The sequence below is a fragment of the Wolbachia endosymbiont (group A) of Nomada flava genome, from assembly GCF_964027055.1.
Taxonomy (GTDB): domain Bacteria; phylum Pseudomonadota; class Alphaproteobacteria; order Rickettsiales; family Anaplasmataceae; genus Wolbachia; species Wolbachia pipientis.
The window spans coordinates 1,389,824-1,413,807 of record NZ_OZ034725.1 but is presented as its reverse complement, the minus strand read 5'-3'; the positions used below and the strand labels follow the sequence as shown (position 1 = coordinate 1,413,807).

Annotated in this window: 26 protein-coding genes and 1 pseudogene; 11 read left to right on the top strand and 16 right to left on the bottom strand. The window is 34.1% G+C overall.

Going from position 1 to position 23,984, the window contains the following annotated elements:
* Positions 1-2: 2 nt before the first annotated feature.
* Positions 3-227, bottom strand: a complete 225-nt coding sequence (locus AAGD70_RS07430) for a J domain-containing protein (protein WP_341814085.1) — start codon at positions 225-227, stop codon at positions 3-5.
* A 184-nt stretch (positions 228-411) separates the two neighbouring features.
* Here AAGD70_RS07430 and AAGD70_RS07425 point away from each other — a divergent pair, with 184 nt between their 5' ends.
* Positions 412-987, top strand: coding sequence for a NifU family protein (locus tag AAGD70_RS07425; protein ID WP_245611015.1), 576 nt, complete (start codon positions 412-414; stop codon positions 985-987).
* Positions 984-2,207, top strand: a complete 1,224-nt coding sequence (gene hisS, locus AAGD70_RS07420; protein ID WP_065094511.1) for a histidine--tRNA ligase — start codon at positions 984-986, stop codon at positions 2,205-2,207. Before AAGD70_RS07425 ends, hisS begins: the two co-directional genes overlap by 4 nt.
* Positions 2,208-2,231: 24 nt before the next feature.
* Here hisS and surE read toward each other — a convergent pair whose 3' ends face one another.
* Positions 2,232-2,984: a 5'/3'-nucleotidase SurE gene (gene surE / locus AAGD70_RS07415; protein ID WP_065094512.1), complete on the bottom strand. Its 753-nt coding sequence runs from the start codon at positions 2,982-2,984 to the stop codon at positions 2,232-2,234.
* A gap of 617 nt (positions 2,985-3,601) precedes the next feature.
* Here surE and AAGD70_RS07410 point away from each other — a divergent pair.
* From AAGD70_RS07410 to AAGD70_RS07395, 4 genes are read left to right on the top strand one after another with little or no spacing between them, the layout of a single operon-like run.
* Positions 3,602-3,727, top strand: a complete 126-nt coding sequence (locus tag AAGD70_RS07410; RefSeq protein WP_281178738.1) for a hypothetical protein — start codon at positions 3,602-3,604, stop codon at positions 3,725-3,727.
* Positions 3,724-3,876: a hypothetical protein gene (locus AAGD70_RS07405; RefSeq protein WP_341814084.1), complete on the top strand. Its 153-nt coding sequence runs from the start codon at positions 3,724-3,726 to the stop codon at positions 3,874-3,876. Before AAGD70_RS07410 ends, AAGD70_RS07405 begins: the two co-directional genes overlap by 4 nt.
* Positions 3,877-3,912: 36 nt before the next feature.
* The gene (locus AAGD70_RS07400) at positions 3,913-4,035 is read left to right on the top strand and encodes a hypothetical protein (RefSeq protein ID WP_256469374.1); all 123 of its coding nucleotides are present in this window, start codon (positions 3,913-3,915) and stop codon (positions 4,033-4,035) included.
* On the top strand, positions 4,004-4,135 hold the full coding sequence (locus AAGD70_RS07395; protein ID WP_255356224.1) for a hypothetical protein: 132 nt from the start codon (positions 4,004-4,006) through the stop codon (positions 4,133-4,135). Before AAGD70_RS07400 ends, AAGD70_RS07395 begins: the two co-directional genes overlap by 32 nt.
* Positions 4,136-4,235: 100 nt before the next feature.
* Here the strand turns inward: AAGD70_RS07395 and ffh are convergent, their stop codons facing one another.
* The 7 genes from ffh to rseP all read right to left on the bottom strand — a co-directional run bounded on the left by ffh (position 4,236) and on the right by rseP (position 14,805).
* Positions 4,236-5,579, bottom strand: coding sequence for a signal recognition particle protein (ffh, locus tag AAGD70_RS07390; protein ID WP_065094739.1), 1,344 nt, complete (start codon positions 5,577-5,579; stop codon positions 4,236-4,238).
* On the bottom strand, positions 5,564-7,123 hold the full coding sequence (locus tag AAGD70_RS07385; protein WP_065094740.1) for a proton-conducting transporter membrane subunit: 1,560 nt from the start codon (positions 7,121-7,123) through the stop codon (positions 5,564-5,566). The genes ffh and AAGD70_RS07385 overlap by 16 nt, the downstream gene beginning before the upstream one ends.
* Positions 7,124-7,426: 303 nt before the next feature.
* Positions 7,427-10,309, bottom strand: a complete 2,883-nt coding sequence (locus AAGD70_RS07380; RefSeq protein WP_065095345.1) for an FAD-dependent oxidoreductase — start codon at positions 10,307-10,309, stop codon at positions 7,427-7,429.
* Between the two features lie 45 nt (positions 10,310-10,354).
* Positions 10,355-10,786 (bottom strand): 3-hydroxyacyl-ACP dehydratase FabZ, encoded by a 432-nt coding sequence (gene fabZ, locus AAGD70_RS07375; RefSeq protein WP_065094742.1) that lies wholly within the window; start codon positions 10,784-10,786, stop codon positions 10,355-10,357.
* Positions 10,787-10,790: 4 nt separating this feature from the next.
* Positions 10,791-11,342 (bottom strand): OmpH family outer membrane protein, encoded by a 552-nt coding sequence (locus tag AAGD70_RS07370; protein ID WP_065094743.1) that lies wholly within the window; start codon positions 11,340-11,342, stop codon positions 10,791-10,793.
* Positions 11,343-13,679, bottom strand: a complete 2,337-nt coding sequence (bamA, locus tag AAGD70_RS07365) for an outer membrane protein assembly factor BamA (protein WP_065094750.1) — start codon at positions 13,677-13,679, stop codon at positions 11,343-11,345. It abuts the gene before it with no gap.
* 7 nt (positions 13,680-13,686) lie between these two features.
* Positions 13,687-14,805: an RIP metalloprotease RseP gene (gene rseP / locus AAGD70_RS07360; RefSeq protein WP_065094744.1), complete on the bottom strand. Its 1,119-nt coding sequence runs from the start codon at positions 14,803-14,805 to the stop codon at positions 13,687-13,689.
* A 99-nt stretch (positions 14,806-14,904) separates the two neighbouring features.
* On the opposite strand from rseP, the gene AAGD70_RS07355 reads away from it, so the two are divergent.
* Complete coding sequence (locus AAGD70_RS07355; protein ID WP_006279484.1) at positions 14,905-15,183, top strand: succinate dehydrogenase assembly factor 2; 279 nt, start codon at positions 14,905-14,907, stop codon at positions 15,181-15,183.
* Here the strand turns inward: AAGD70_RS07355 and AAGD70_RS07350 are convergent.
* The 3 genes from AAGD70_RS07350 to AAGD70_RS07340 all read right to left on the bottom strand — a co-directional run bounded on the left by AAGD70_RS07350 (position 15,158) and on the right by AAGD70_RS07340 (position 17,517).
* A complete protein-coding gene (locus AAGD70_RS07350; RefSeq protein WP_065094745.1) occupies positions 15,158-15,484 on the bottom strand; it encodes a cell division protein ZapA in 327 nt (108 codons plus the stop codon). The genes AAGD70_RS07355 and AAGD70_RS07350 overlap by 26 nt on opposite strands.
* Before the next feature lie 72 nt (positions 15,485-15,556).
* Entirely contained in the window at positions 15,557-15,835 is a 279-nt protein-coding gene (locus AAGD70_RS07345) for an HU family DNA-binding protein (protein ID WP_010963035.1), read from the bottom strand.
* 29 nt (positions 15,836-15,864) lie between these two features.
* Entirely contained in the window at positions 15,865-17,517 is a 1,653-nt protein-coding gene (locus AAGD70_RS07340) for a 30S ribosomal protein S1 (RefSeq protein ID WP_065094747.1), read from the bottom strand.
* 145 nt (positions 17,518-17,662) lie between these two features.
* Between AAGD70_RS07340 and trmB the strand changes: the two genes are divergently transcribed.
* Positions 17,663-18,328, top strand: coding sequence for a tRNA (guanosine(46)-N7)-methyltransferase TrmB (gene trmB / locus AAGD70_RS07335; protein WP_065094748.1), 666 nt, complete (start codon positions 17,663-17,665; stop codon positions 18,326-18,328).
* A gap of 476 nt (positions 18,329-18,804) precedes the next feature.
* On the opposite strand, the gene AAGD70_RS07330 is transcribed toward trmB, so the two are convergent.
* Positions 18,805-19,452 (bottom strand): heme exporter protein CcmB, encoded by a 648-nt coding sequence (locus AAGD70_RS07330; protein ID WP_065095344.1) that lies wholly within the window; start codon positions 19,450-19,452, stop codon positions 18,805-18,807.
* A gap of 106 nt (positions 19,453-19,558) precedes the next feature.
* Here AAGD70_RS07330 and AAGD70_RS07325 point away from each other — a divergent pair, with 106 nt between their 5' ends.
* The 3 genes and pseudogenes from AAGD70_RS07325 to AAGD70_RS07315 all read left to right on the top strand — a co-directional run bounded on the left by AAGD70_RS07325 (position 19,559) and on the right by AAGD70_RS07315 (position 21,539).
* Positions 19,559-19,951, top strand: a complete 393-nt coding sequence (locus tag AAGD70_RS07325; protein WP_065095343.1) for a TraR/DksA family transcriptional regulator — start codon at positions 19,559-19,561, stop codon at positions 19,949-19,951.
* Between the two features lie 296 nt (positions 19,952-20,247).
* Positions 20,248-21,366, top strand: a pseudogene (locus tag AAGD70_RS07320) (IS4 family transposase).
* A complete protein-coding gene (locus AAGD70_RS07315) occupies positions 21,366-21,539 on the top strand; it encodes a hypothetical protein (RefSeq protein WP_156517996.1) in 174 nt (57 codons plus the stop codon). Before AAGD70_RS07320 ends, AAGD70_RS07315 begins: the two are co-directional and overlap by 1 nt.
* Positions 21,540-21,555: 16 nt before the next feature.
* Here AAGD70_RS07315 and AAGD70_RS07310 read toward each other — a convergent pair whose 3' ends face one another.
* The 3 genes from AAGD70_RS07310 to AAGD70_RS07300 form a co-directional block, all read right to left on the bottom strand.
* Positions 21,556-22,806 (bottom strand): citrate synthase, encoded by a 1,251-nt coding sequence (locus AAGD70_RS07310; RefSeq protein WP_065095328.1) that lies wholly within the window; start codon positions 22,804-22,806, stop codon positions 21,556-21,558.
* Positions 22,807-22,886: 80 nt separating this feature from the next.
* Positions 22,887-23,156 (bottom strand): 30S ribosomal protein S20, encoded by a 270-nt coding sequence (gene rpsT, locus AAGD70_RS07305; protein WP_012673338.1) that lies wholly within the window; start codon positions 23,154-23,156, stop codon positions 22,887-22,889.
* Positions 23,157-23,207: 51 nt separating this feature from the next.
* Positions 23,208-23,933, bottom strand: a complete 726-nt coding sequence (locus AAGD70_RS07300; protein WP_065094623.1) for a lysophospholipid acyltransferase family protein — start codon at positions 23,931-23,933, stop codon at positions 23,208-23,210.
* Between the last annotated feature and the right edge of the window lie 51 nt (positions 23,934-23,984).

Genomic DNA, 23,984 nt, shown 5'->3' with positions numbered 1-23,984 from the left:
GATCACTTTTTTAACAATTTATCACGCGCCGCATTTAGCTTTTGCGCAAAATATTCTGAGCCTCCCTTATCTGGGTGAACTAACTTCATTAAATTTTGATATGCTTTATTGATTTCATTTTGACTTGCCTCAGGATTCAGCCCCAGTATCTTTAATGCTTCATCTTTGGATATGTTATTACCAGTGTAATTTTCAGTATAACTTCTACTGCTATTAAATTCGTTCAAAAACTTACTCAATACAGAGTTTATCATGAAACTTATGTTATTTTTTTTTGTCAGGAAGAGAAAAAATACAACAACGCTAGGCAAGACAAACGTGATTATTATGAATACTAAAAAAAGGAAAAAGATGAATGACATGTATATTTTTTTATCATTTTATGATTAAATAGTAACAATTATAATTGTCATGGTAAATAACATGTTCATCCAGATTGAAGAAACACCAAATCCAAACACACTGAAATTTCTTCCTGGATTTGCAATTCTAAACGAAGGAGAAACGGCTGATTTTTTAAATGCAGACGAAACAAAAAACTCCAAGTTAGCAGCAAATCTTTTTCAAATAGAACATGTGGTAAGAGTGTTTTTTGGTCATGATTTTATTTCAGTAACAAAATTGGGTGGAATTAATTGGGATACATTAAAAGTAGAAATTTTAACTACAATTATGGATCACTTTACTTCAGGTGGAAAAGCGCTAGATAAAGAAGGAGTGAATGATCCAGACGAGGAATTTTTTGATGAAAGTGATATAGAAATTGTAAATAGAATAAAAGAATTGATGGAAAGTTATATCAAACCTGCAGTTGCTCAAGACGGTGGTGATATCAAATTCCGTGGCTATAAAGATGGAATAGTTTATGTTGAGCTGCAAGGAGCCTGCTCTGGGTGCCCAAGTGCTGCAATTACTTTAAAGCAAGGAGTGCAGAATATGCTGAGCTACCACATACCAGAGGTTGCGGGTATAGAGACTACACTATGACTAATCAAACAGTTAGAGGAACGAAAGACCTTCTATTTGATGAGTGGTATAAGTTTAAATACATTCAGCAAACAGCAAATAGAATCTCAAGTCTATACGGCTTTTTGCCCGCCCAGACTCCAATATTTGAGTACACGGAGGTTTTTACAAAAACCTTAGGTGATAGCTCAGACATCATCACTAAAGAGATGTATAGCTTCAATGATAAAGGGGGAAAGAGCATAACTTTACGTCCTGAGTTCACCGCAACGATTGTTAGACTATTAATCGAAAAAAAACTGCAAACACCGATCAAATTATTCTCAACAGGACCTGCATTTCGCTATGAAAGACCGCAAAAGGGAAGACAAAGGCAATTTCATCAGATAAATTTTGAGGTTTTTGGCATAGAAGATCCAAAAGCTGATATTGAATTGATATCACTCGCTCAGCACTTACTAACTGAATTTGGCATCAATAAAAATGTAAAGCTGGAAATTAACTCTTTGGGTGATGGTGAAACAATAACTAAGTATAGAGAAGCTTTGGTATCATACTTTAGAAAGTATCAAAATGATCTATCAGAAGATAGCAAAAATAGGTTGATCAAAAATCCACTCAGAATACTGGATTCTAAGGATGAGAAAGATAAATCAATAATTTTGGATGCACCTAAAATCAGTGATCACTATACAAAAGAATCTTCATATTTCTTTGATCAGGTGTTAAATGGACTGCAAGCTCTTGGCATACCTTACACTGTAAATAGCAAATTAGTTCGAGGCCTGGATTATTATTGCCACACAGTATTTGAATTTGTTACAGAGGATTTAGGTGCACAAGGGGCAGTTTTTGCCGGTGGAAGATACGATAATTTAGTATCTTCAGTAGGTGGAAAACACACTCCAGCAATAGGATTTGCAGGGGGTATTGAGCGCATAATGGAGTTAATCAATTATTCTCCGAAAGAAGAGCGACCTATTTACCTAATTCCAATCGGTAGAGAGGCTGAAGAATATGCCATAACACTTGCGAATGAATTGCGCAGAAATGGTTTATATGTAATCTATGAATATAGCGGAACGCTCAAAACCCGAATGAAAAAAGCAAATCAAGCAAATGCTAAAGCTGCTTTAATTTTTGGCGATGAAGAATTGAGTAGTAAAACTTTAAAGATTAAAAACATGGATACAGGTGAAGAAAAAATAATTGCTCGCGATAACACAATAGAAAACATCTAATTAGGAGCAATGCAAATGTTTTTCTCAGTCAGCTATAGAAGAAAATTCGTCTGCACAAGAATTTTTCATAACATTCAATGTATCATAATCTGTAAAATCTAATTTTATTGGTGTGATAGTAATAAATCCTTCTTTTATTTTATTTACACTACCACTGCCTGAGTGCTCTCGAGACCAATTTAAGCTAAAAGAGCCATTCGAATTTTCAGTAAAAGTAAAATCCCCATCAATGTTATATTCACCTTGTTCAGCAAATTCTACTCCTTTTACTTTTTCCGTAGCAGGAAAATTTACACTCATCACTATGTTTTTAGGCCAACCAACCTTAACTAGCTTGGCAATAACCTTTGGTGCAAAAACCTTTGTATTGTGCCAGTCTATTTTATCATGATAAACTTGGCTCAGCGCAATAGAAGGTATAGACCTTGCAGCACCTTCCATTACAGCACCAATTGTTCCTGAATAACAAATATCGTCCCCGACATTTGATCCAATATTTACTCCGGACAATATTAAGTCTGGTTTTTTATTCATAACTTTATTTAGCGCAATAATGACACAATCTGCAGGAGTACCAGACACACTAAATTCCCTTTCACTATGTTGTTTTATTCCAATAGATTGTTTCACTGGATAATCAAGAGATCTTGCAGCTCCGCTTCTATCAGTATCTGGTGCCACTATCCATATTTCTGACGCAAAATTCCGTGCAACCTCTTTGAGTAATTTTATTCCTTCACTTCCAAAACCATCATCGTTTGTTATTAATATTATCATATACAATACTCAGCTATACAGCTCCAAATTATGTAAATCACTGGCTGTAAATAAACTCATGAGGCTTTAAGTTTCTTTGCATAACTGTGAACTGTAACAAAGAACCTGCTGTAAATCAATAGATTTCTTGCACAGGCCATAACTGTCATTACAATAGAAACGAAAAAACTTACTTGACAAACTCCGCCAGCCCCCTTATCATGAAACTGAAGCTATTTATTTATCTTTGCAATCTGTGCAGGTTAATGACAAAAAACTTAGGGTATTTGGCGTCTCATGTTTAATTTTTCGCACTACGTGCATCGCATGTCTTTAAAAATTTCTGGGTTTTTACCTATATAAGCCGAAACGCGCTTACAAAGCGTTTAAGACAGCAAAAAACGTCAAATTGACAAGGGAGAATTTGAATGCTAGCTACTACGGGGTTTCTTTGCCTTTTTTCCTGCTTAGTAAATTTCTTAAACACTTGCGGTGTAGGTTAGTTGCAAGTTAAAAGCAGCTAAATCGCTCTTAATCAAGCGTTTTAGAATAAAAAAAACGCCGATATTTTAGTACATAGTAAATAGCCAACCACCACGGGGCTTCTTTTGCCTTTTTTTCGTTTGGTAAATTTCTTAATGTTTGTAGCTAAACGACAACCGTCATCCCGCTGCTTGTTAGCGGGATCTAGAGATACCGCGAATGAATCGCGGTATGACGTAGGACTGCTGTCATTCCAGTCTGGAATCCAAAAAAAAGGATGATGTCATCCCAGTGCTTGACACTGGGATCCAGTTTTCTTTACAAATTCACAAAAAGTGCTTCATTCTATAACGCAAAACCCATACTCACCAAACCCAATGCATTACTTGCAATTAAGTTTCCTGGATCCCAGTGTCAAGCACTGGGATGACACCCTTTTGGATGGAGACCAGTGTCAGCTACTTGCATGACACCATTCTTTTTCCTGGATCCAAGTAGTCAAGCTACTCGGATGACACCTCTGGGCGCTGGGATGACAGGAGAAGGAGGCTACTTGCATGACACCATTCTTTTTTCTGGATCCAAGTAGTCAAGCTACTCGGATGACACCCCACTGGTGGCCCACACTACAATGTTCGTACAGTTATGAAATGAATCGCGGTATGACGTGTTGCTTGGGTCAGCTATAGTATTTCCTAAAATTAATAATAAATTTCTTGGCTAGCAAAAAGCTGTAAATTTTTTTGCGAGACCTAAGCCGGCTTTTGATATAGCTAAAGGTAAGGTCACTTACTTTCTGCTTAGCATATCCATCAAATCAGATTCTTTGAGTTTACTATGGTCAACTTTACTGAACTTATTTACCATAGAGCTCATTTGATTGTACTGCTTAATCAGAAGATTAACGTCAGTTACACTTGTTCCGGACCCCTTAGAAATTCTAAGTCTTCTTTTGCCATTTAAAATATCTGGATTTTGCCTTTCTTTTTCGGTCATTGAGTTTATGATGGCTATATATTTTTTCACTTTATTGTCATCTGGCACACTGCTACTTAGCTTTTTTGTGAATGAACTAGGAATGAATTTCATTATGTTGCTAATGCCATCCATTTTACTCAGAGTTTTTAACATTCCCACTAGGTCGTTTAGGTCGAATTTACCCTTTTTTACTTTCTTTTGTAACTTATCAATTTCTTCCTGACCAACAATCTCAGCAGCTTTTTCAACCAATGATACAACATCACCCATGCTAAGTATCCTTTTTGCAATTCTATCGGGATAAAAATCATCGAGGTCACTTAATTTTTCACCACAAGCAATAAATTTAATTGGACAATCGGCGATCATTTTCATAGAAAGAGCAGCACCACCACGTGCATCACCATCAACACGGGTAAGAATAATGCCGGTTACACCTATTACCTCATTGAATGATTTGGCAATGTTGACCGCATCCTGGCCTATCATTGCGTCGGCTACTAAAATAACTTCTGCAGGTGAAGCTATTTCCTTTACGGCTTTCAACTCATTCATCATATTATTGTCAATATGAAGCCTGCCTGCGGTGTCTAGTATTAATACATCATAATTATCGTTCTTTGCTGCTGCTAGTGCCCTTTTTGTAATTGCAATAGGCCCTTCATTTATTACTATAGATAAAGTTTGTACGTCTATTTGTTTACCCAGCACCTCAAGTTGTTTCTGGGCAGCCGGCCTATAAATGTCTAAAGAGGCAAGCATCACTTTTTTCTTTTGCTTTTTTAGCTTTAAAGCAAGCTTTCCTGAGGTGGTTGTTTTACCTGCACCTTGTAAGCCCACCATCATAATCACAGCAGGGGGTTTAACTGCTAGATTTAAGTCACTTTTCTCTGATCCGAGAACTGCAACTAAATTATCCTGCACAATTTTAATTATCATTTGTGCTGGAGAAACACTTTTTATGACTTTTTCCCCAATCACTTTATCTTTAATGTCGTTGATGAATTTTTTTGCAACTTCAAGTGAAACGTCAGCTTCAATTAAGGCTATGCGTATTTCACGCATGGCAAGATTAAAATCATCTTCAGAAATGATCGACTTTCCTCTTAGTTTACTAAATACAGAATTTAAACTTTCAGTTAACGATTTAAACATAATAGCGTTAGTAGAATACTCATTAAAAAGAGAGAAGAAGCTGAAACAAAACTCACTGAGTTGTAACCCAGCACTTCTTTAAGTTTAGTAATATTATTAAAGTATAAACTAGTAAGTGAATTAGTCAAGTTTTGCAGTACATTGGCAGACATTTCTCTCACTTTAAAGATCAGTTGATTGAACAGCAAGATAATATAGGGTATGAAAGCTCTAAAAATCCAATCAACATCCATTTTAAAATTTATTCTCGGGTAAAATAACTTGCGTAAAAGAATGAACAATAAAGTGGTACATAATAACAAATTAAATTGCGACAAAATATTTTTTGTGTTGTACACAAAATCGAAAATCGAAGATTTATTGTAAATAGGTAAGTAAGGGTTGCCAGCAATTACGCATATAAATGCTAAAATAATCATAGTCATTTTACCTCCCCTCTCTGCTAAAGGTTTCGACTTACTTTTTGCAATAAATATGTAGTAAAGAAACTTGAGCCCCACGCTTAAATAAAGCAGTAAATTTAGAATCTTGTATAAGTTTTTATACACTTCTAAATTAGCACCACTTGCTTCAATCTCGGCTGTAATGTATGATTTGCTAATAAATCCAGCGGTTCCAGGAAATGCAGCCATTGTAAGTATTGCGATTATAGCACACATGCCTTCCACTGACATCAGTTTACCTACTCCATTAAAACTAATTGTTTTTGTTTGTGAAATAATCGAATTACTGACCACAAACAATAATGATTGATAAACAAGAGAGAAGATTATATGCAGTATCAAAATTGGTATTGCCTTTTCCGAAGGGCTGAGTAAACCTCCTGCAATAATCAGCAAGCCCATTTGTCCTACAATATTATAGCATAAAAATCTACGAATATTTTGCTCAAGAGAAGCAAATATAATGCTGTAAATTGCAGTGATGGCGCCTACAGGCGCTAATATTTCAGTACAATCTTGCCATAGGTTATAAGTGTGTAAAAGCATCACTAAAAAAGAGACTTTAGTGGTAAATAAAGAGAGATATGTGGTGCCATGTAGCGATGCAGCAGGATATGCATCAACAACCCAAAATGAAAAAGGAAAACAAGCGCAGTTTATCAATAAACCCAAAATTATCAGGTTAGTGCTTTGAAGTGCCAATCCTGCTATTAATATAACTCCAACGAAAAAGTGTACACAAGCGTACCTTATTGCAGGTCCACTATCTCTACAGCTAGCTGCGATAATAAAAAATGCACTGACGGTCATTAATTCACAGAATATTATAACCAATATCATATGTTCAGATAAAACTGCATAAAGTGAACTGATAGTGTAAGCAGAAAAAGAAAGCATCTCTGAAAAACTCAAATTTTTTGCTGATAGAACAATTAAAAATGCAACCGATAAAAAAGATATTAGTACGATGCGAAAAGATAAATCAAAATCTAGAATTGGGAGAGACCAATTTACTGCAATGCTCAAATTTTCAGGTAATTTTAGGACTATAACTATTAATACAGTCAGTAGAAGTAACAGTGACGATTTATAAAGTTGCACAATAATTAAAACCAATATGGTTTATGCTATCTCAATATATGAATAAAATCAATTTGCATATTAACCACTAATTAAACTAATTATCATATAATTATATCAGAGTTTAGAGGGTCATAGAGAAACCGGTCAGATTAGGTTTTTAATCTAATCTGACCGATAGCTTTAATAGTGAGGTAAGCTTTAATATAGCATTCTTCATTCACAATGCTACACTCGTGCATAATTTATTTTTAATTTGTGCACGAGCGTTAGTAAATTATTTACTTTTTGAAATAAAATTTGGCATCACTTTAATATTGAGACTTAGTAAACCTCAGTAGGTCTGCCAGTTGGGCCCATAAGAATTATTTGCTCGCCTTCTCTTAAGTGTCTGCATAAATTAGTGGAGCCGCCGATTTCCAGCACAATAGTGGAAATAATTCCTTTTTTTTTGTCTACTTCAGTGCCGGTTACGGCTATACCTTCCATAGCAAGGTTTGTATTATTGGCTTTTCTGCCATTGGTTTCAAAATTTTGCAATCTAAAGAATTGCCCAGGCTTAAAATTCTTTGCCGCAAGTGGTGCTTTGATCACTATTTCCACAACTTTGTCTGTTAAATATTGAACTTTTATAACCTTTGCAGTGAATTGCTCTTTGATTCTATTGAAGAATTCTTTATTAGCCAGGTCTTCAACACTTGACCACGCATTTTTTTTCTGGTCCACAACATCACACACTGGAATGACAGAAACGAAGCTATTAACTCCACTCAAAAGCTGAGAAATAATAGGGTAGCCGTTCTTAGCACTTGCCATAGCTTTCACGACGCTGCCACTATACGAAGGGTGAAGATCACCAAAAAAGCTGATTGTTTTATTGCCTTGCTTATACACTAATATTCTATCTTTATTTTGCATTTTAGGAGAAAATATTGGGTCTATTTCTTTTCCTGATGAATTCAAATGAGTAAAATACCCATTACTTAATTTAAAATGCTTTTTATCTTCTGTTGCAATAACTGTATTTGGCTCAGTACCTGCTGCTATAAAAATAGAACGTGCTTTTATACGTTTGATTTCGCCGGATTTTGTGTCTATCAGTTTTATTGACTCAGCATGGTTATATTTATCTGTCACAACTTCAACTGGCTCTAAGTTTTCAATAAAGTAAATCCCTTCTGATAATGCGTTTTGCACCTCTTCGCTATTTAATCGATAACTTGGCGAGTCTTTCAGCTCTTTTCTATATACAACTTTCACTCCCCCGAGGCTCTGCATTAACTCTAATATTTTTATTTCTCTATTCTCTTTTTTTGCTAACTCTTGCTCTGCTTGGATCAACTTTGCGTGCGATATGAGCTCATTTGCAATTTTGTGTTCTTCTTCTGTCCAATCTTTTTCAACACAGTCCTTTCCATACTTATCAACTAATATCTCATAACGAAGAAGAAATTTTTCTACTTGAATTGGATAATACGCTAAAGCTTCAGTGGCAGTGTCAATCGCAGTAAGCCCCGCACCTATGACAACTATCGGCATACGAACTTGCAGATTTGCTATAGAATCAAATTTAAGAGCACCAGTCAGTTGTAACGACATAAGAAAGTCAGATGCCATACGTACTCCACGAGCTAGCATATTCTTTATTTTTATCATTCGTGGCTTGCCAGAGCCAAGTGCTAGGGCGATGTGATCAAAACCCGAGTTGAACGCGTCATCAACATTAATCGTGCCACCAAAACGAATGCCTCCATAAAGTGCAAAATTCTCACGTCTTTCCAGCAGTAATCTAATAATCTTTAAGTAATTCTTATCCCACCGAGAAGTAATACCATATTCTGCCACCCCACCAAACCCCCCTGCCATGCGTTCACTCAATTTTTCGTGTTCAAAATCTTTAATTAGCTGGAAATTATCGATCAAAGGTTCAATCTTTAGTCCATCAATGGCGATAACGTTATGCCCATCATTCAACAAATGATGAGCTAAATTAAAACCAGCAGGACCAAGGCCTACAACTAGAACGTTTTTTCCAGTGTTTCCTCTTGGCAATGGACGCTGAAAATTTAAAGGATTCCAACGGCTGAGCAGAGAATATATTTCAAATCCGTACGGTAAACTGAGCACATCATCCAGAATCTTTGTTTCAACCATTGGCACATTTACAGGCTCTTGTTTCTGATATATGCACGAGTTCATGCAGTCATTGCATATTCTGTGCCCAGTGGCTGCACATAGCGGATTATCTATCATCACAATTGCAAGACTTGCTATGCTGTATCCTTCGCTTTTCACCAGATTCATTTCTGATATTTTCTGCTCTAGTGGGCAGCCGTGCAGTTCAACTTTTAGTGGAGATTGTTTAAAAGTATTGTCGTTATTAATTAGCCCCTTTGAGCAGCTGTCCTTACTTTGCTTATGACAAAATATGCAGTAGTGAGCATTATCTAGTGCTTTATTCAAACTCACCTTTTTGCTTGTTAGATCAAAACCGTATCGTCTTTTTACTTCATTTGAATACAGCACTTCAACTTTGTCCACTTCTTTTTTAGAAAATGGTATGAGGTTTTCGTGGTCAATTTTTTTATGAATACTGAATAATATACTCTGTTTATTTTTTACTCTCCACACTGCATATTGTGCCGCAAGTTCTATTTCCTCTTTGTGATCCTCTTTATTTTCAAACCAATGCATCACCTGCTCAGCAAAATTTTTTTCTGTTGTTGGCAAAGTGAGAAAATGACTTAGTTTGTTAGTAATATCTATATTCGCCACATTAGTGTATTTCTTCAATGCATAGCGTTGGACAAATAATCTTTTGCACTTATATATTACAGCAAAGTCGTTGTGCTTTTTCTTTAGCTCCTCTATTTCTTTTTCAACATTGAAAAGTTTTGCAATAAATTCATCAAGTAAATATGAGAGGTCTACTATTAACTGACTATCTGTCATCCAAGTAGCTGACCGTCCTTCTTGTTTTCTAGATCCCAGTGTCAAGCACTGGGATGACGGGGGGTGACACTGGGATGATGGGAGGTGACACTGGGATGACATCGAAGAAGAAGCTGCTTTTTCTCTTGCTTCAATTAATGAACAAAACAAGCTCTCATCACATGATTTGATATAATTCAAAAATGTCTCATTTAATTTTATTAATCCATCACGAGTATATAGATTCGAAAATGAGATTTTGAAATTCAGCTTCATTGCTATACTATACAGTGTACATGCTGTTTCTTACAGATGAAGATTTTATTTATTTTGCAATACTGCTGAGATTGTTGCTTCTGCAACTTTTTCTTCGCTAACAGATGCAATACACCTAAATTTGTGTACACCTAAACACACACTTTGAATGTTAGCTTGAAGAATCAATGTGTCCCCTGGAGTAACTAGCTTTCTGAATTTTGCATTTTCAATGGATCTCAAGTAAACAACTTTATTTTCTATTGTTTCTTTACCTAGAACACATATAGCAGATGCCTGAGCTAGAGATTCAATTATCAAGACTCCTGGCATTATCGGATGACCAGGGAAGTGGCCAATAAAAAATGGCTCATTGAAAGTCACATTTTTGATTGCTTTTATACTTTTACCAGGATCACACTCTATAACTCTATCTACTAAGAGAAACGGATAAGAATGTGGTAGTATTTTTATAATATCACTGATATTAAATTGCATAAGTCTATTCAATGCCTTTTAAAGCAAATTCAGGTATTTCCTTGTTTACATTTTTTAGTACCACATCTGATAAATCAACTTCGTCCATAGAGTATAAAACTTGATTCTTTTTTGAAATAAATAGTACTAAATCTATGTTGTTTTTTTCTGCCGTTCTTTTAGCAACTTCTTTTATTTTATTAAAGACACTCTCTACTGCGTCTCTATAGCTTTCTTCTAAATGTAACATTTTTTTAGCGTAATTATCTCTAGTATTTACAGTGTGCTTATTAAATTGTCCTGTCTTTTCCTTTTTTGCTTCTTCTGACAAAAGGTCAAATTCTTCTTTTGATGGCTTAAGTTTTTCTAACTCATTTTCAAATTCTTGTTGTAATCTAGAATTCTGCTCCTTTATTTGTTGTTGTATATTTTGCAGAGCAAGAGATTCATTGATGACTTTGTCACTATCGATAATTGCAGCCTTTGTGTTCTGAGGTTGATATCCTACAAACTTATACCCCACAAATAAGGAAATAATTAAGGCAATAACTGATATAAATAACTGTATATATTTCATTCAAATCCCCGCTTCAATAGAAAATTTAACATTTGGTGATGGTATTATATCATAAGATTCCTTTACTAAAGGAAACCCGAAATCCAATCTAAGTCTACCAAAAGGAGAAAGCATTGAAAAGCCAAAACCTGGTGACACTCTTATAAGCTTACTATCATTATATGGATCTTTATATTTCCCATTTTTATCATCTAAGCCGAAAAGTGTCGCATAGTCAACAAATAATGAGCCTTTGATACCAGCATAGTCATATAGTTTTGGTAGTGGGAAATCTACTTGCTGTGTTAAATTAAAATAAGTTTTGCCTCCTAGTGAGCTTTTATTTTTGTCTTCTGCTCTTGGTCCAATACCGGAAAGGTCAAACCCTCTAATCTCATTACCCCCTTTAAAAAAGTGCTGGCCAATGTTTAGATCTTCATCGGTATAAGAAAAAATATGACCTGCCGCCATCTTAAAGCGTAGCGTTATATCATCGTCAATTTTGCTTAATATAGGGTGCGTATAAAAAGATAAGAATTCAGATTTCAGGAAATTCACGTTTCCTCCCAATCCTGAAATATCCTGACTTAAGCGCAGTAAATACCCTTCTTTTGGGGCATATAGATTATCCAGTTTATTATATGCCAACGTGTATCCCACTGATGAAATCTGATGTTCACCTTTTCGGTCCAGTATTATTTCAGAGATATCGGTGTCTTGTCCACCCTTATTATCCATGTGTATATGATTATACTTATAAGAATAGCGAAGGGAATTAGTTAAGTTCTCTGTGACTTTATATGATAACTTTGTAAAAAATCCCATATCGCAACTATCAAAAGTAGTGTTTGGCTTATCTTGTTTTTCGTAAAATACGCCTACACCTAGTGACGTATCAGAATCATTAAAATTATTTTCAACAAACTCTAAATCAGTAGAAAATACGTATTGACTTTTTTCGAGAGCAAAAGAGAGCTCTTTTCCAGTACCAAATAAATTACGGTCTTTGAGGTCAATTTTAATCAATGCTCCACCAGGAAGAGACACACCGCCTCCCAAATACAACGAAGTAGTGTTTTTTTCTTTTACATTTAAGTCAAGATTTACTGCATCGTCATTAACTGCGTAACTATTTACTTTCACTGTTTCAAAAAAATCACTACTCATTAGTTTTTTACGTGACTTTTGAATCTCAGATATATTGTACGCATCACCTTCTGCTACACTTAGCTTACTTCTGATCACTTTATCTAAAGTGCGATCGTTACCATCAATTGTAATTTGATTTATATAAATCTTTTTACCCGGCAGCACTCTGTAGGTTACATCTACAACGTTGTCACGTTGTGCATACTCTGGATTAACTTTTGCAAATATATATCCTTTTTCATTTAAATATTTGTTTATTTTTTCTACTGTATTATTAATTTTAACTCTATTAAATATCTTATCGTTTTCCTCTGTTATAAAATCCAATAGTTCTTCTTTTAGGCTCAAATCCTGAATTTCAGTTTCAATATTAACCTCATTATTTCCAAACAAATACTGCTGTCCTTCGTCAATCAAAAAAGTTAACTCTGTTTGATTGTTATTATCAACCTCAACAATTGGTTGAATATTATTTTGAATATATCCCTTAGACGAATAAAAACGATCGAGCAATTCTGTGTTAATCAATAGATATTGCGGTGAATAATGATTTTCGCCTTTAAAAATGGCTCTAAATAACTTACTAAATATGTCATTACTATGTCTTTTAATAACTTGCTCTAGCTCATTTTCAGAAAAGTTTTTATTGCCTATAAATCTTATATCCTTAATTTTAGAGGTTTTGCCTTCTTTTATTTTGAAAATTAGATTGACCCTATTACTATCGAGCTTCTCCAACTCATATTCAATTTTAACGCCAACCTTACCGTTATTTCTATAAGTAGTGATTAAATTCATTAAATCGTTTTGCAATTTTGTTTCAGTGAAAATAGTTAGTGATTTTGACTGAATCACATTATTTAGTAACTCTTTGCTATTAAATAACTTATTACCCTTTAATATTATCTTGTTAATTAGTGGATTTTCTTGAATTTTTATTACCAAATTTTTTTTATCATCTATGTAAGCATTAACACTAGCAAATAGCTTTGTTTTATATAAACCTTTTATAATCAAATCTATATCATCGTCGTTTACATAATTACCAGGTTCCAATTTTATATAAAAACCTATTGTTTGATTGCTTACACGCTCATTACCAATATATTTGATATCTTTTATCTGCGTTTTTTCCTTATTTTCTAAAGCAACAAGTAGAGTAGGAAAAGAGATAAAAATTATTATTAGTATGTGGAATAGCTTTTTCATATGTATCTTAAAAAAGATGCCTAATATCATTTGAGATTGCAACTGCCATCAACAAGAACAATATGGAAGCACCAAAAGTAGCTGCATATTTTTGATATTTCAAACTTAAATCTCGACGTATAACTGCTTCTATAATATAGTGAAATAAATGCCCACCATCTAGTAGCGGAATTGGTAGCAAGTTAATTGCAGCTAAATTAGCTGAAATAATTGCCATGAAATACACAACCATAACGAACCCCTTTTTAGCTGATTGCCCTGAATACTTTGCGATTTTTATTGGCCCACCTATTTCATTGATACTCCTTTTACCAACAATAATGTGAAAGAGAGCTTTGATCGTTAAGCACATAGTGTGGTAAGTTTCACTTACTGATAAGCTCACAGCCCCAAGAAAAGACGACTGCTTTAATGTATTGACTGAAATAATCCCTATAGTTTCTCTTTCTATTGTGTTGCCAAAAACGTCTTTGTCCTTGATTATTAATGGAGTTAAACTGGTCCTGTGCTTCTCATTATTTCTGCTATACTCAATCTCCATTCTTGTTTTAGGATTCGACATTATCACACGTGAAATATCTTCAAAGTATTTTATTTTATGCTCATTGATTTGTGTAATAGTGTCACCTGGCAACAAACCAGCTTGCTTAGCTACACTACCTTCGATTACATTTCTAATCACCGGTGGAGTGTGATAATAACCTGCTATGCTAAAAAATATTGTAAAAGCTATAACAGCAAATACCATATTTGCAAAAGGCCCTGCAAAAACTACTGCTGCTTTTTTATGCCGCGGTTTTGTATGAAATGAATACAACTTTTCTTCTTCGGCTAAATTTTGTTGATCAGCTGGGACACTTGCTGCATTGTTGTCCCCTAGCATTTTAACATAACCACCCAATGGAACAACGCTTAATTTCCATCTAGTTCCGGACTTATCGTTAAAACCAAAAATTTCAGGACCAAAACCTATGGAAAAAGATTCAACTTTAACTTTGCATGCTTTGGCAACAACATAATGCCCATATTCATGCACGAATACTATGACAGAAATTATTAAAGAAAATGATAAAAAATAATATATTCCATCGCTAAATTGATGGATAAGATTAGAAATTAATTCCACCTGTATATTTAGATCTTAACAAAATGTTAAGTATATTAAAATGCGCCTCGCTTGACAAGTATTTAGTTTAACTTTTAAATTAAAAAAAGTTTAATTGTAATGACAGATACCTCACTACTCAGAAGAAAATTAATATATAGAAGCTGGCATAGGGGTTGCAAAGAAACCGATATACTTTTAGGGCATTTCGCATTGAAATATCTTGATAAATTTTCCTTAAGCGAACTAATCGAATACGAAAAAATAGTTGATCTTGATGATTACGAATTATATTGTTACATAACTCGTAAGACAAACCTCCCTCCTGGCTTGAATAGTCAGATAGTCAATTTAATTGCTTGCTTTATTGAAGCTAATCCTTTATGCACTCAAGATTAGTGATAATCTTATTTACCTTATCTAGTACCTCAGTATATTCTATTCTTTTCTCGTTTCTATACTTTGCGCGCTCTTGATTTACTTCATCTAATCGCTTTGTTAATTCTAAAATTTTATCCTCAAGAATTAGTGCTGCAAGTAAGAAATTTAATGCATCCGAACCCTTACCTCCAGTTTTTTGAGATACAGAACTAACTAACTTGTCAAAACTATTAGCAAGGCGTAATAAATGATTCCCCTTCCCACTTTCGCAAGATATTTTATATGTGTTATTACGTATAACTATTTCTACTACTTGCATATGGTGCTAAAAATTTCTATCGTACAGTATAAACTCAAACCCCTACTTTCATCTTATTTATGGTATAAATTTTTATTCATTTATCAAATCAGATAATTTTTTACTGCTACGAAAATATGTTTTAAAGTATTGATTCTTTGTAAACTTCTGTAACATTAAATGGCTTGTTTCTTTCAAGTTATAACTTCTAACTGAAAAAGAACCAAACCCCCTAATTTCAACTCTATTATGATGTTTCAATGTGCTTGAAAGTATCCCAAAAAATCTATCAACTATAGCTGCTATAACAATCTTATCTAAAAAAGGATGTCTTTTTGCTACCCTCGCTATTATATCAGACTTTGTTGCCATTTATATGAAGCCAAAATAAGTAAACCTTATCACTTAGCAGATAATGCTATGTTATATTCTTCAACACCCAATACTTCAACTTCTATTTTTTCTGATATAGAGAATTTTTTATTCTCTGGTAAATGCTCTTGATCTATTAGAAGGGTTACATCGTTCTCAACTTCAACGACTAGTCCATTATCTTCTCTCTTACCTACAATAACCTGTATTTTATCACCTACCTTAACTTTCTTTATCAGTTCTTCAAGAGGATCATACTCTATTTGTTTTATTCCAAGATAAATTCTTGCCCGATTCACGTTAGCCCTTATTACTTTTGCTTCTATTTTATCACCTACATTATACTTCTTTATCTCATCTGAACCATTTTTAGACCAACTAAAATCTTTCACATATATTGTCCCTTCTACGTTCTCATCTATTTCAGAATCACCGAAAGCAACAGATACATATGAGCCGGTATTATTCTTCACTTCACCAGAAACAATAGAACCAGGAGAATATTTATTGATAAATACTTGCCAAGGGTTGTCTACACACCTTTTCATGCTTAAACTCATCCTACTCTTAGCAATGTCAATACTGAGAATTTTTACATATACTTCTTGTCCCCTTGTTACGAGACTACTAACTGGTAAATTACTCTTAACCCAAGTTATTTCCGACGAGTGCACTAAACCTTCAATTCCAGGTCTAAGCTCAACAAATAATCCATAATCTTCTATGCTTGTTACATAACCCTTATGCACACTATCAACTGGATATTTTGACTCTGCATCTTGCCAAGGGCTATCTTCTAGCTGCTTCACACCCAAGGAAATTTTAGCATTTTCCTTGTCTATTTTTATAATTTTAACTTTTATAGTCTGACCACAAGTAAAAACTGCAGACGGATGACTTACCCTACTCCAAGAGATATCTGTAATATGTAACAATCCATCTATAACTCCCACTACATCTGATTCATGAATACCGACAAATACACCGTAATGAGTGATACTTTTTATTTTCCCTTCTATTATATCGCCTTCATTTAAAGATTCTAAAAATTTAATTTTTTCACCAGCGTGCAATTTTTCTAACACCAGCTTTCTTGATACTACAATATTGCCCTGCTTCTTATCCATTTTAAGCACGATGAACTTTTGTTCAGTTTCAATAAGGTGCTTCGCATCTTTTACTTGCTTCAAATCCACATGACTCAGCGGTAAAAAAGCGCTTATTCCGTCACCAAGATCAACAATAAAGCCACATTTAATTGAGCGTTTAATAACTCCGCTTACTTCAGCCCTTGTAACTGTATCTTCTTCCAACTTATTCCATTTTTCGTCCCTAATTGCTTTTTCACGACTAAGAACAACATTACCATGATAATCTTCAATTCTTTCCACATAAACTCTGATTTTCGAGCCAATAATGACCTCATCATTACAACCGAGTTCCTTGATCAGAATTCTCCCGTCAGATTTTAAACCAATATCAACCACAACGTCGTTAGGGTTTATTCTTGTAATTACACCTTCTACCACATCTCCTTCTTTAATTTTGTTAACAAAAGAATCTTCAAACAAGGTATTATCTTGATCCTCAAATTGGCCTTGACATATCTCTTCTATAAATTTGTTTGATGATAGCTTTCTGATAGTAACCGGTAGATTTACGACTGGATTATTATTATTCATACCTTTACCTTTAACTTAAACTTTATTAGAACTCATATATTATATAATATTAACAATTATTGACAAGTAATTTTTCATTAACTCATTTCGAGAATTGTTTAAGCTATATAAAATATAGTGAGAAAATTATATATGTATCAAGAATATGCTATTTAAGAATAGCAAGTGGATTAGATCGTTCTCCAGAAGGTCCAGGCTAAAACCTGATGTTGATGAAATATTGGAAAAATATTCTATTCAAAACAGCAAGGAATCTATAGAGAAAATTGTAAATTCACAAAAAAGAATATGGGTAGAAATAGGCTTTGGCAACGGTGAAAATATGCTTTACCAGGTGCTCAATGAACCTGATCTATTATTTATAGGATGTGAGCCCTACTTAAAGGGGGTTTCTCGCTTGCTAACAAACATAGAAATACGGAACATAAAAAATATTTTAATGTGGACAGAAGATGCAAGAGAATTGATTGCAAATTTTCCTGATAACAGTGTTGAAAGATTCTTTATTCTCTTTCCAGATCCATGGCCAAAAAGAAGTCACAATAAAAGACGATTAATTAATACGGAATTTTTAAATTTATTAGCAAAAAAAATACTTATAACAGGGGAAATATTCATTGCAACCGATCATCAGGACTATGCAGAGTGGATAGCATCACATATAAAGCAGTGTAACTCTTTAATCTATAGGGAAGACGATTTCACAAGTTATACTCTTACAAAATACCACAGAAGAGCGCTCAAAGATCAGCGTAAAGTGAGGTTCTTTAAAGTAAGTGTTATTAATAATTTGCAGACTATGGATCAATAGAGTTTTTGCATATCTCTTTTACGTTAACTATAGATTAAAAATAATAAAAAAAGAGGGAGAAATAGAGTAAATTCCTTTAACTACTTCTCCTTATGAAGGAATAGACTTCTTGCATAACCCAAACTAAGTAGAAAAAAGGTATCATCCAAGTAGCCCCTTTCTCGTCATGCCGCTGCGAATCGTCATACCGCCGCGGCGCTAACACGTAGCGGGATGATGAGGCTTATCGTCATGCCACCGCGAACCGTCATACCGTCACGGTATCTCTTAGCCGCTAACAAGTAGCGGGATGACGGTTGTCAGGTTAGCTGTTATCCCAGTTTTTGACACTGGGATGACAACGAAGGGCTACTTGGATGACAGGGAAGGATGCTGGAATGAAGGTTTTTCAAATTGTCGATAAACCTAAATCTATAATAACTATTTGCCTTTTTTCTAGGTTATGCAAGAAGTCTACTGAATAACAGTAAGATTTTTCAATCCTGTTCCACAGCAAATTTTAGTGCCATGTGAGTAGTTATGGTGCTGTTAACAATCAAAATAACAAAAACTAAGATGGTGATTAGTAGTGTATAAATATTCAAGGATAAATTTTCAAATTGAGTTAGCATTTTAAAATACACAAAGGTTGGCATTATCATTGGCAAAACAAGAATTTGCGATACTCCTGATGCTAAGTTGTTTTGACCAATCATCAATGCATTTCCAGTAGCTGAAATATTAATGATTATCAGCGTATTAAATAATAAAGACACTCCAACTGCTATTGAGTGTTCAATACTATTGCCTAGAATTGCAAAGCTGAATATGGAAGAAATTACTGAAATCGGTAACCCAAATAATAACCAGTGAGCGAAAATTTTATAAGCAACTATAAGCCTAGAAGAGAGTGGCTGTACAAAGATTTGCTCTAATATTCCATCATGATAATCAGATGTAAACAAATTATTTGTAGAAATCTGCAAAACAAATGTAGCACATATCCATGTTAATGTTAACATAACTTCTTGTTTATTGTTGTTTTCAAGTGTAAATGAAGATAAACTTAACATTATGATAAAAATACATACTATATAGGTAAAGTTCTTATCATCTATTACTAATTTTTTTACTGAGTCGATCATACTAGGCTTTTAAATGTTTATTATAAATTATAGTGTTTACTTTGAGGTAGTATAATTTTTTGTTCATAAATTATATAGGTTTTATTATTTTTTTGATAATGCAATTATGGAAAAGTTACCAAAAATAAAGTCACCAGAAGATTACACTCCTTCAGAAGATGAAGAATATATGAGCGTAAAACAACTGGAATACTTCAGCTTAAAGTTACAGTCAATACTCGCTGAGCTGGAGAAACAAGAACTAGAAGAGAATAGTATTGATACATACTATTCTGATGGAGATAGTGGAAACGAGAAATTAATCAAGCGTCGAAAAGATAGAAAAGAAAAAATTAAGGAGGCGTTAGAAAAAATAAAATTAGGCACTTATGGTTACTGCGATGGAACAGGAGAAGAAATAGGAGTCGAAAGACTTAAAGCTAATCCGCTTGCTATATATTGTATTGAAGAGCAAGAGAGAGTAGAAAAAGAAAAGAACGTGTACAACATTAACGATTAATTTACACATAAGTGGTGAGCCCATTGGACTTCAAGAGGAGCAAGAGGCGCTGAAGTATGTTATGCTATAAAGAAAGTGGAAAATTGGACATTCTCAACTTGACTCCTGCAGATTAAAAATTAAGTTGTATCCGTTCAGACAATGGCGTCAACTTAAGGAAAAATGTCAGAGATTGTGTATAAAATTTCTCTCTAAAATTTTTACCATTAAATTACCCAAAAGCTGCAATAAACAGCACTTTTGTTTCTGTTTTATTTCAACAAAGAAGTCTAAAATGTGTCCTTTTTAGGTGAAATATGCAAAAAGGAAAAAACCTTATTCTACAAATTAAAAATATAATATACTCGAAAACTTTTCAGAAAATCCATTGTGTTGAGTTTTACACGAACAAGCTTTTTCGACAGTATTTTCTATGATTTTAAAGTTAGTTAAAAAAAGTTTGGGAATAGAATGTGAACTTATGGAGCCATTGACATGTACCCTCAAAGCAAGCTTTTTCTAAAGCAAGGTATAAGATTTGCCATACAGGCTTTCAAGAATTTAAGCATCCAAACAGCCTATCAGGATGAACCTGAGTTGGAGAGGCTATAGACTTATTGCAGCAGATGGTTCTGGTACCCAGCTCTGGGGAAATTGTATCCGAGTTTGAACCAAATGGAACAACAGGCACCATTGGCAATTTGTTTGTTGATTTGTGTACTTCGCTGATTTGTAGTGCTCGTCTTGCAGCTTGGAATATAGGTGAACAAACGTTGGCGGCAGAGCAATTACCCGAAGTTATCACTCAAATGCGTTTATTAAATCAAGAGAAATTATTATTTATCTATGATCGTCTTCAGTAAAATTCATTCAGCAGCATTATGATTTGGAAGTAGATTTTATTTTTCGCTTGCAAAAAAGAAATTATAGTAAGCTATGGGAACGCTGGCGAATTAGATTTTGATTTTATATTAGAAAATGAAAAGCTAAAAAATAAAATGAAAGGACAGAAAGTAAGAGTTATAGTGCTGACATTAGCCAACTGAGAAACAGAGCTTTTGACCGAGACTTTGGAGCAAAGCTGATGTGTTAAGGTGGCACATAGAGGAAACGACTCAAAGTAGGAGCAGAGTTAGAGAATTTTTCTGGAGAGGCTGTATACAAGAATTTTGGGCAAACTTGGTCATGTGCAATATATTATCGCTTCATATGTGTGATGCACAAGGGCCTTGGAACCCAGATCAAATTACTGAGTATCGTTTAAATTTTTCAGTTTTATTTGGTGTAATGAGGCAGAAACTCTATCAGGTACTTATTGCGCCAAAAAACTTTCAAGCCCTTTTTAAGTATACGCGCTAAAGTTAAAATCCGACCGGGACAGCCGCAATAAAGTAGATAAGCCTAAACGCCATCATGTCTTTAGGAGAGTTTGCTAATGAAAGTTCTTAAGTTGACGCCATTGGCTGAACGGATACGGAATGACACCATCCTTTTTTTTGGATTCCAGACTGGAATGACACCTCTGGACACTTCCGTCGTAAAGGAACCAGTGTCAGCTACTCGGATGACACCTTTTTTCTACTTAGTTTGGGTTATGCAAGAAGTCTAATGAAGTGAAAATAAATTTATTTACCAAAATAGAGTTGCCTTGGTCTACAGATCTTAGTTTCTTTATCATTTATCATTTCATACCACTGAGTAACCCAACCAGTGGTTCTTGCAAGTGCAAAAATAGGCGTGAACATATTTGAGGGAATATCGATAGCATTCATTATTATACCTGAGTAAAAATCAACATTTGGATATAACTTACGCACAATAAAATATTCATCCTTTAAAGCTATTTCTTCAAGTTTTTTTGCAATTTTGAGCAATTCATTATTTTGTTCTAGTTTACTTAGAACCTCATGGCAAGCGTCTTTCAATATGCGCGCGCGCGGATCATAATTTTTATAAACACGATGTCCAAATCCCATCAATTTAAATGGATCCTTATCATCTTTAGCTTTTTCGATGAATTTATCTATATCTCCACTTTGCTCTATCTCTTTTAGCATATTTATAACTGCCTCATTAGCTCCACCATGTGCTGGTCCCCAAAGTGTAGCAACTCCTGCAGAGAGGCTTGCAAACAGATTAGAACCAGCCGATCCCACCAATCTGACAGCCGCCGTAGAAGCATTCTGTTCATGATCAGCATGGAGAGTAAATATTTTATCCAGAGCTTTTGCAAAAAGGGCGCTTTTATCATTATCAACAGCATCGCCAAATATCATCTTTAAGAAATTTTCACTGTAACTTAATTCATTGTTAGCATTTATGAATTCCTGATTGTTGATATGCCTATAAATCATTGCAACAATTGCAGGAAATTGTGCTATTGCAGAAATTCCAAAATCTAGATCTTCACCATTGATATTGTTGCCATGCTTTTCATGGTAAGATGCTGACAAACTTGCAAAACATGCAATTAAAATCGACATAGGGTGAGCAGTCTTTGGAAATGCTTTGATTACATTTGTAACTTGCTCTGATACTTTGGATAATTTTTGTATTTTGAGAAGAAATTTTTTGTGTTGCTCTGAACTGGGTAATTCACCATAGAGCAATAAATAAATCACAGCAGTAAAACTATTATTCTCTGCCAAATCAGCTATATCATGTCCCCTATATTTAAGAACTCCTTCATCTCCATCAATGAATGTAATTGTGGAAGAGCATGAAGCTGTAGAAACAAACCCCGGATCATAAGTGAATAATCCTGTCGTCTTATATAAATCCTTGATATTTAACACGTCAGGACCTATTGTTCCACTTAATACAGGTAGCTCGATTTTTAATCCATTACTTAGTTCTAATAGCACTTTTTTATCCATCACTTAAGCTACTTAAATTTTATACAGAATATACAAACTGAAGAGTATATATTAATACAGTTAACTTTACATTAACCGTATTAAGCGGTCATCAATGCTTTTACTTTTGCATTTAAGCGACTTATTTTACGCGCAGCAGTATTCCTATGAATAACACCTTTATTCACACACTTGTGTAAATTAGATTCAGCATTCCGAAATGCCAGAACAACATTTTCTTTGTCGCCAGACTTGATTATATCAACCAATTTTCTAATAGAGGTGCGAGTTTTACTTTTCCGCATCTTATTTATTAAAGTGCGCTTTGCTATTACCTTTATCATTTTTTTAGCACTCTTATGATTTGCCATATATTAATACCTAAAATACTGTACTTTTCTTTTAATTATAAAGTTTTTTTGTTAATTTGCAATATCAGTTTTTCCTATGGTTAATCTACTGCTTCTCTCTTCAATAATTTTTTCTAAACTTTGCAAGAATTCATTTTTGTTTAACCCAGGATATATTGGGGGCAATATTTCTATTACTGCCTTTCCGGGATTCTTTCTCAGAGAAAGTATGCTTTTTGGCCAAAACAAACCAGTGTTTAAAGCAACCGGTAACACAGGAACAGATAATACGCTATATAAAGCAGCAATACCTGGTTGATATTTTATATTTTGGTTTATAGTTGTTCTTGTACCTTCAGGAAATATTATTATGCTTCTATTTTCTTTTATACGCATTTTTGCTAGTTTGATTATATGGCGTATAGAACTGATACCATCTGAACGGTTAATAAAAATCATTTTCAGCGCTATAAGATGCAAACCAATGAATGGAATCCATTTCAATTCACGTTTTAAAATAAAAACCGCTTTTCTAAATAGTAGTATAAAAATAAATGTTTCAAATGGAGATTGGTGTTTAGATGCAATGATAAAAGGTTGCTTAGGGATGTTTTCCGTTCCCCTCACTTCATATTTAATGCCACATAATAAACGCAGCATGAATAATACAACTCTCACCGAACAGACGAGGAAAATGGTTATTACACACTCAGAAAAGAAAATTACAGGGAGAGTAATGAAAGTATAGAATACCTCCCATAATATAAGAAAGAAATTAAACAATAAACTTGAAATCACAAACTCACATAAATTTATTTAAATTTAACTTTATTACAAATTAAAAACAAT

Coding starts and splice junctions, on each gene's coding strand:
- ffh (WP_065094739.1), bottom strand. CDS start 5,579: ATGTTTAAATCGTTAACTGAAAGTTTAAATTCTGTATTTAGTAAACTA.
- fabZ (WP_065094742.1), bottom strand. CDS start 10,786: ATGCAATTTAATATCAGTGATATTATAAAAATACTACCACATTCTTAT.
- AAGD70_RS07405 (WP_341814084.1), top strand. CDS start 3,724: ATGATGTCATCCCAGTGCTTGACACTGGGATCCAGTTTTCTTTACAAA.
- AAGD70_RS07370 (WP_065094743.1), bottom strand. CDS start 11,342: ATGAAATATATACAGTTATTTATATCAGTTATTGCCTTAATTATTTCC.
- AAGD70_RS07350 (WP_065094745.1), bottom strand. CDS start 15,484: ATGCAAGTAGTAGAAATAGTTATACGTAATAACACATATAAAATATCT.
- AAGD70_RS07380 (WP_065095345.1), bottom strand. CDS start 10,309: ATGAAGCTGAATTTCAAAATCTCATTTTCGAATCTATATACTCGTGAT.
- surE (WP_065094512.1), bottom strand. CDS start 2,984: ATGATAATATTAATAACAAACGATGATGGTTTTGGAAGTGAAGGAATA.
- AAGD70_RS07410 (WP_281178738.1), top strand. CDS start 3,602: ATGTTTGTAGCTAAACGACAACCGTCATCCCGCTGCTTGTTAGCGGGA.
- AAGD70_RS07310 (WP_065095328.1), bottom strand. CDS start 22,806: ATGGATAAAAAAGTGCTATTAGAACTAAGTAATGGATTAAAAATCGAG.
- AAGD70_RS07355 (WP_006279484.1), top strand. CDS start 14,905: ATGACAGATACCTCACTACTCAGAAGAAAATTAATATATAGAAGCTGG.
- AAGD70_RS07395 (WP_255356224.1), top strand. CDS start 4,004: ATGACACCATTCTTTTTTCTGGATCCAAGTAGTCAAGCTACTCGGATG.
- AAGD70_RS07345 (WP_010963035.1), bottom strand. CDS start 15,835: ATGGCAACAAAGTCTGATATAATAGCGAGGGTAGCAAAAAGACATCCT.
- AAGD70_RS07400 (WP_256469374.1), top strand. CDS start 3,913: ATGACACCATTCTTTTTCCTGGATCCAAGTAGTCAAGCTACTCGGATG.
- hisS (WP_065094511.1), top strand. CDS start 984: ATGACTAATCAAACAGTTAGAGGAACGAAAGACCTTCTATTTGATGAG.
- AAGD70_RS07315 (WP_156517996.1), top strand. CDS start 21,366: ATGAAAGTTCTTAAGTTGACGCCATTGGCTGAACGGATACGGAATGAC.
- AAGD70_RS07425 (WP_245611015.1), top strand. CDS start 412: ATGGTAAATAACATGTTCATCCAGATTGAAGAAACACCAAATCCAAAC.
- AAGD70_RS07325 (WP_065095343.1), top strand. CDS start 19,559: ATGGAAAAGTTACCAAAAATAAAGTCACCAGAAGATTACACTCCTTCA.
- rpsT (WP_012673338.1), bottom strand. CDS start 23,156: ATGGCAAATCATAAGAGTGCTAAAAAAATGATAAAGGTAATAGCAAAG.
- trmB (WP_065094748.1), top strand. CDS start 17,663: ATGCTATTTAAGAATAGCAAGTGGATTAGATCGTTCTCCAGAAGGTCC.
- AAGD70_RS07340 (WP_065094747.1), bottom strand. CDS start 17,517: ATGAATAATAATAATCCAGTCGTAAATCTACCGGTTACTATCAGAAAG.
- AAGD70_RS07330 (WP_065095344.1), bottom strand. CDS start 19,452: ATGATCGACTCAGTAAAAAAATTAGTAATAGATGATAAGAACTTTACC.
- bamA (WP_065094750.1), bottom strand. CDS start 13,679: ATGAAAAAGCTATTCCACATACTAATAATAATTTTTATCTCTTTTCCT.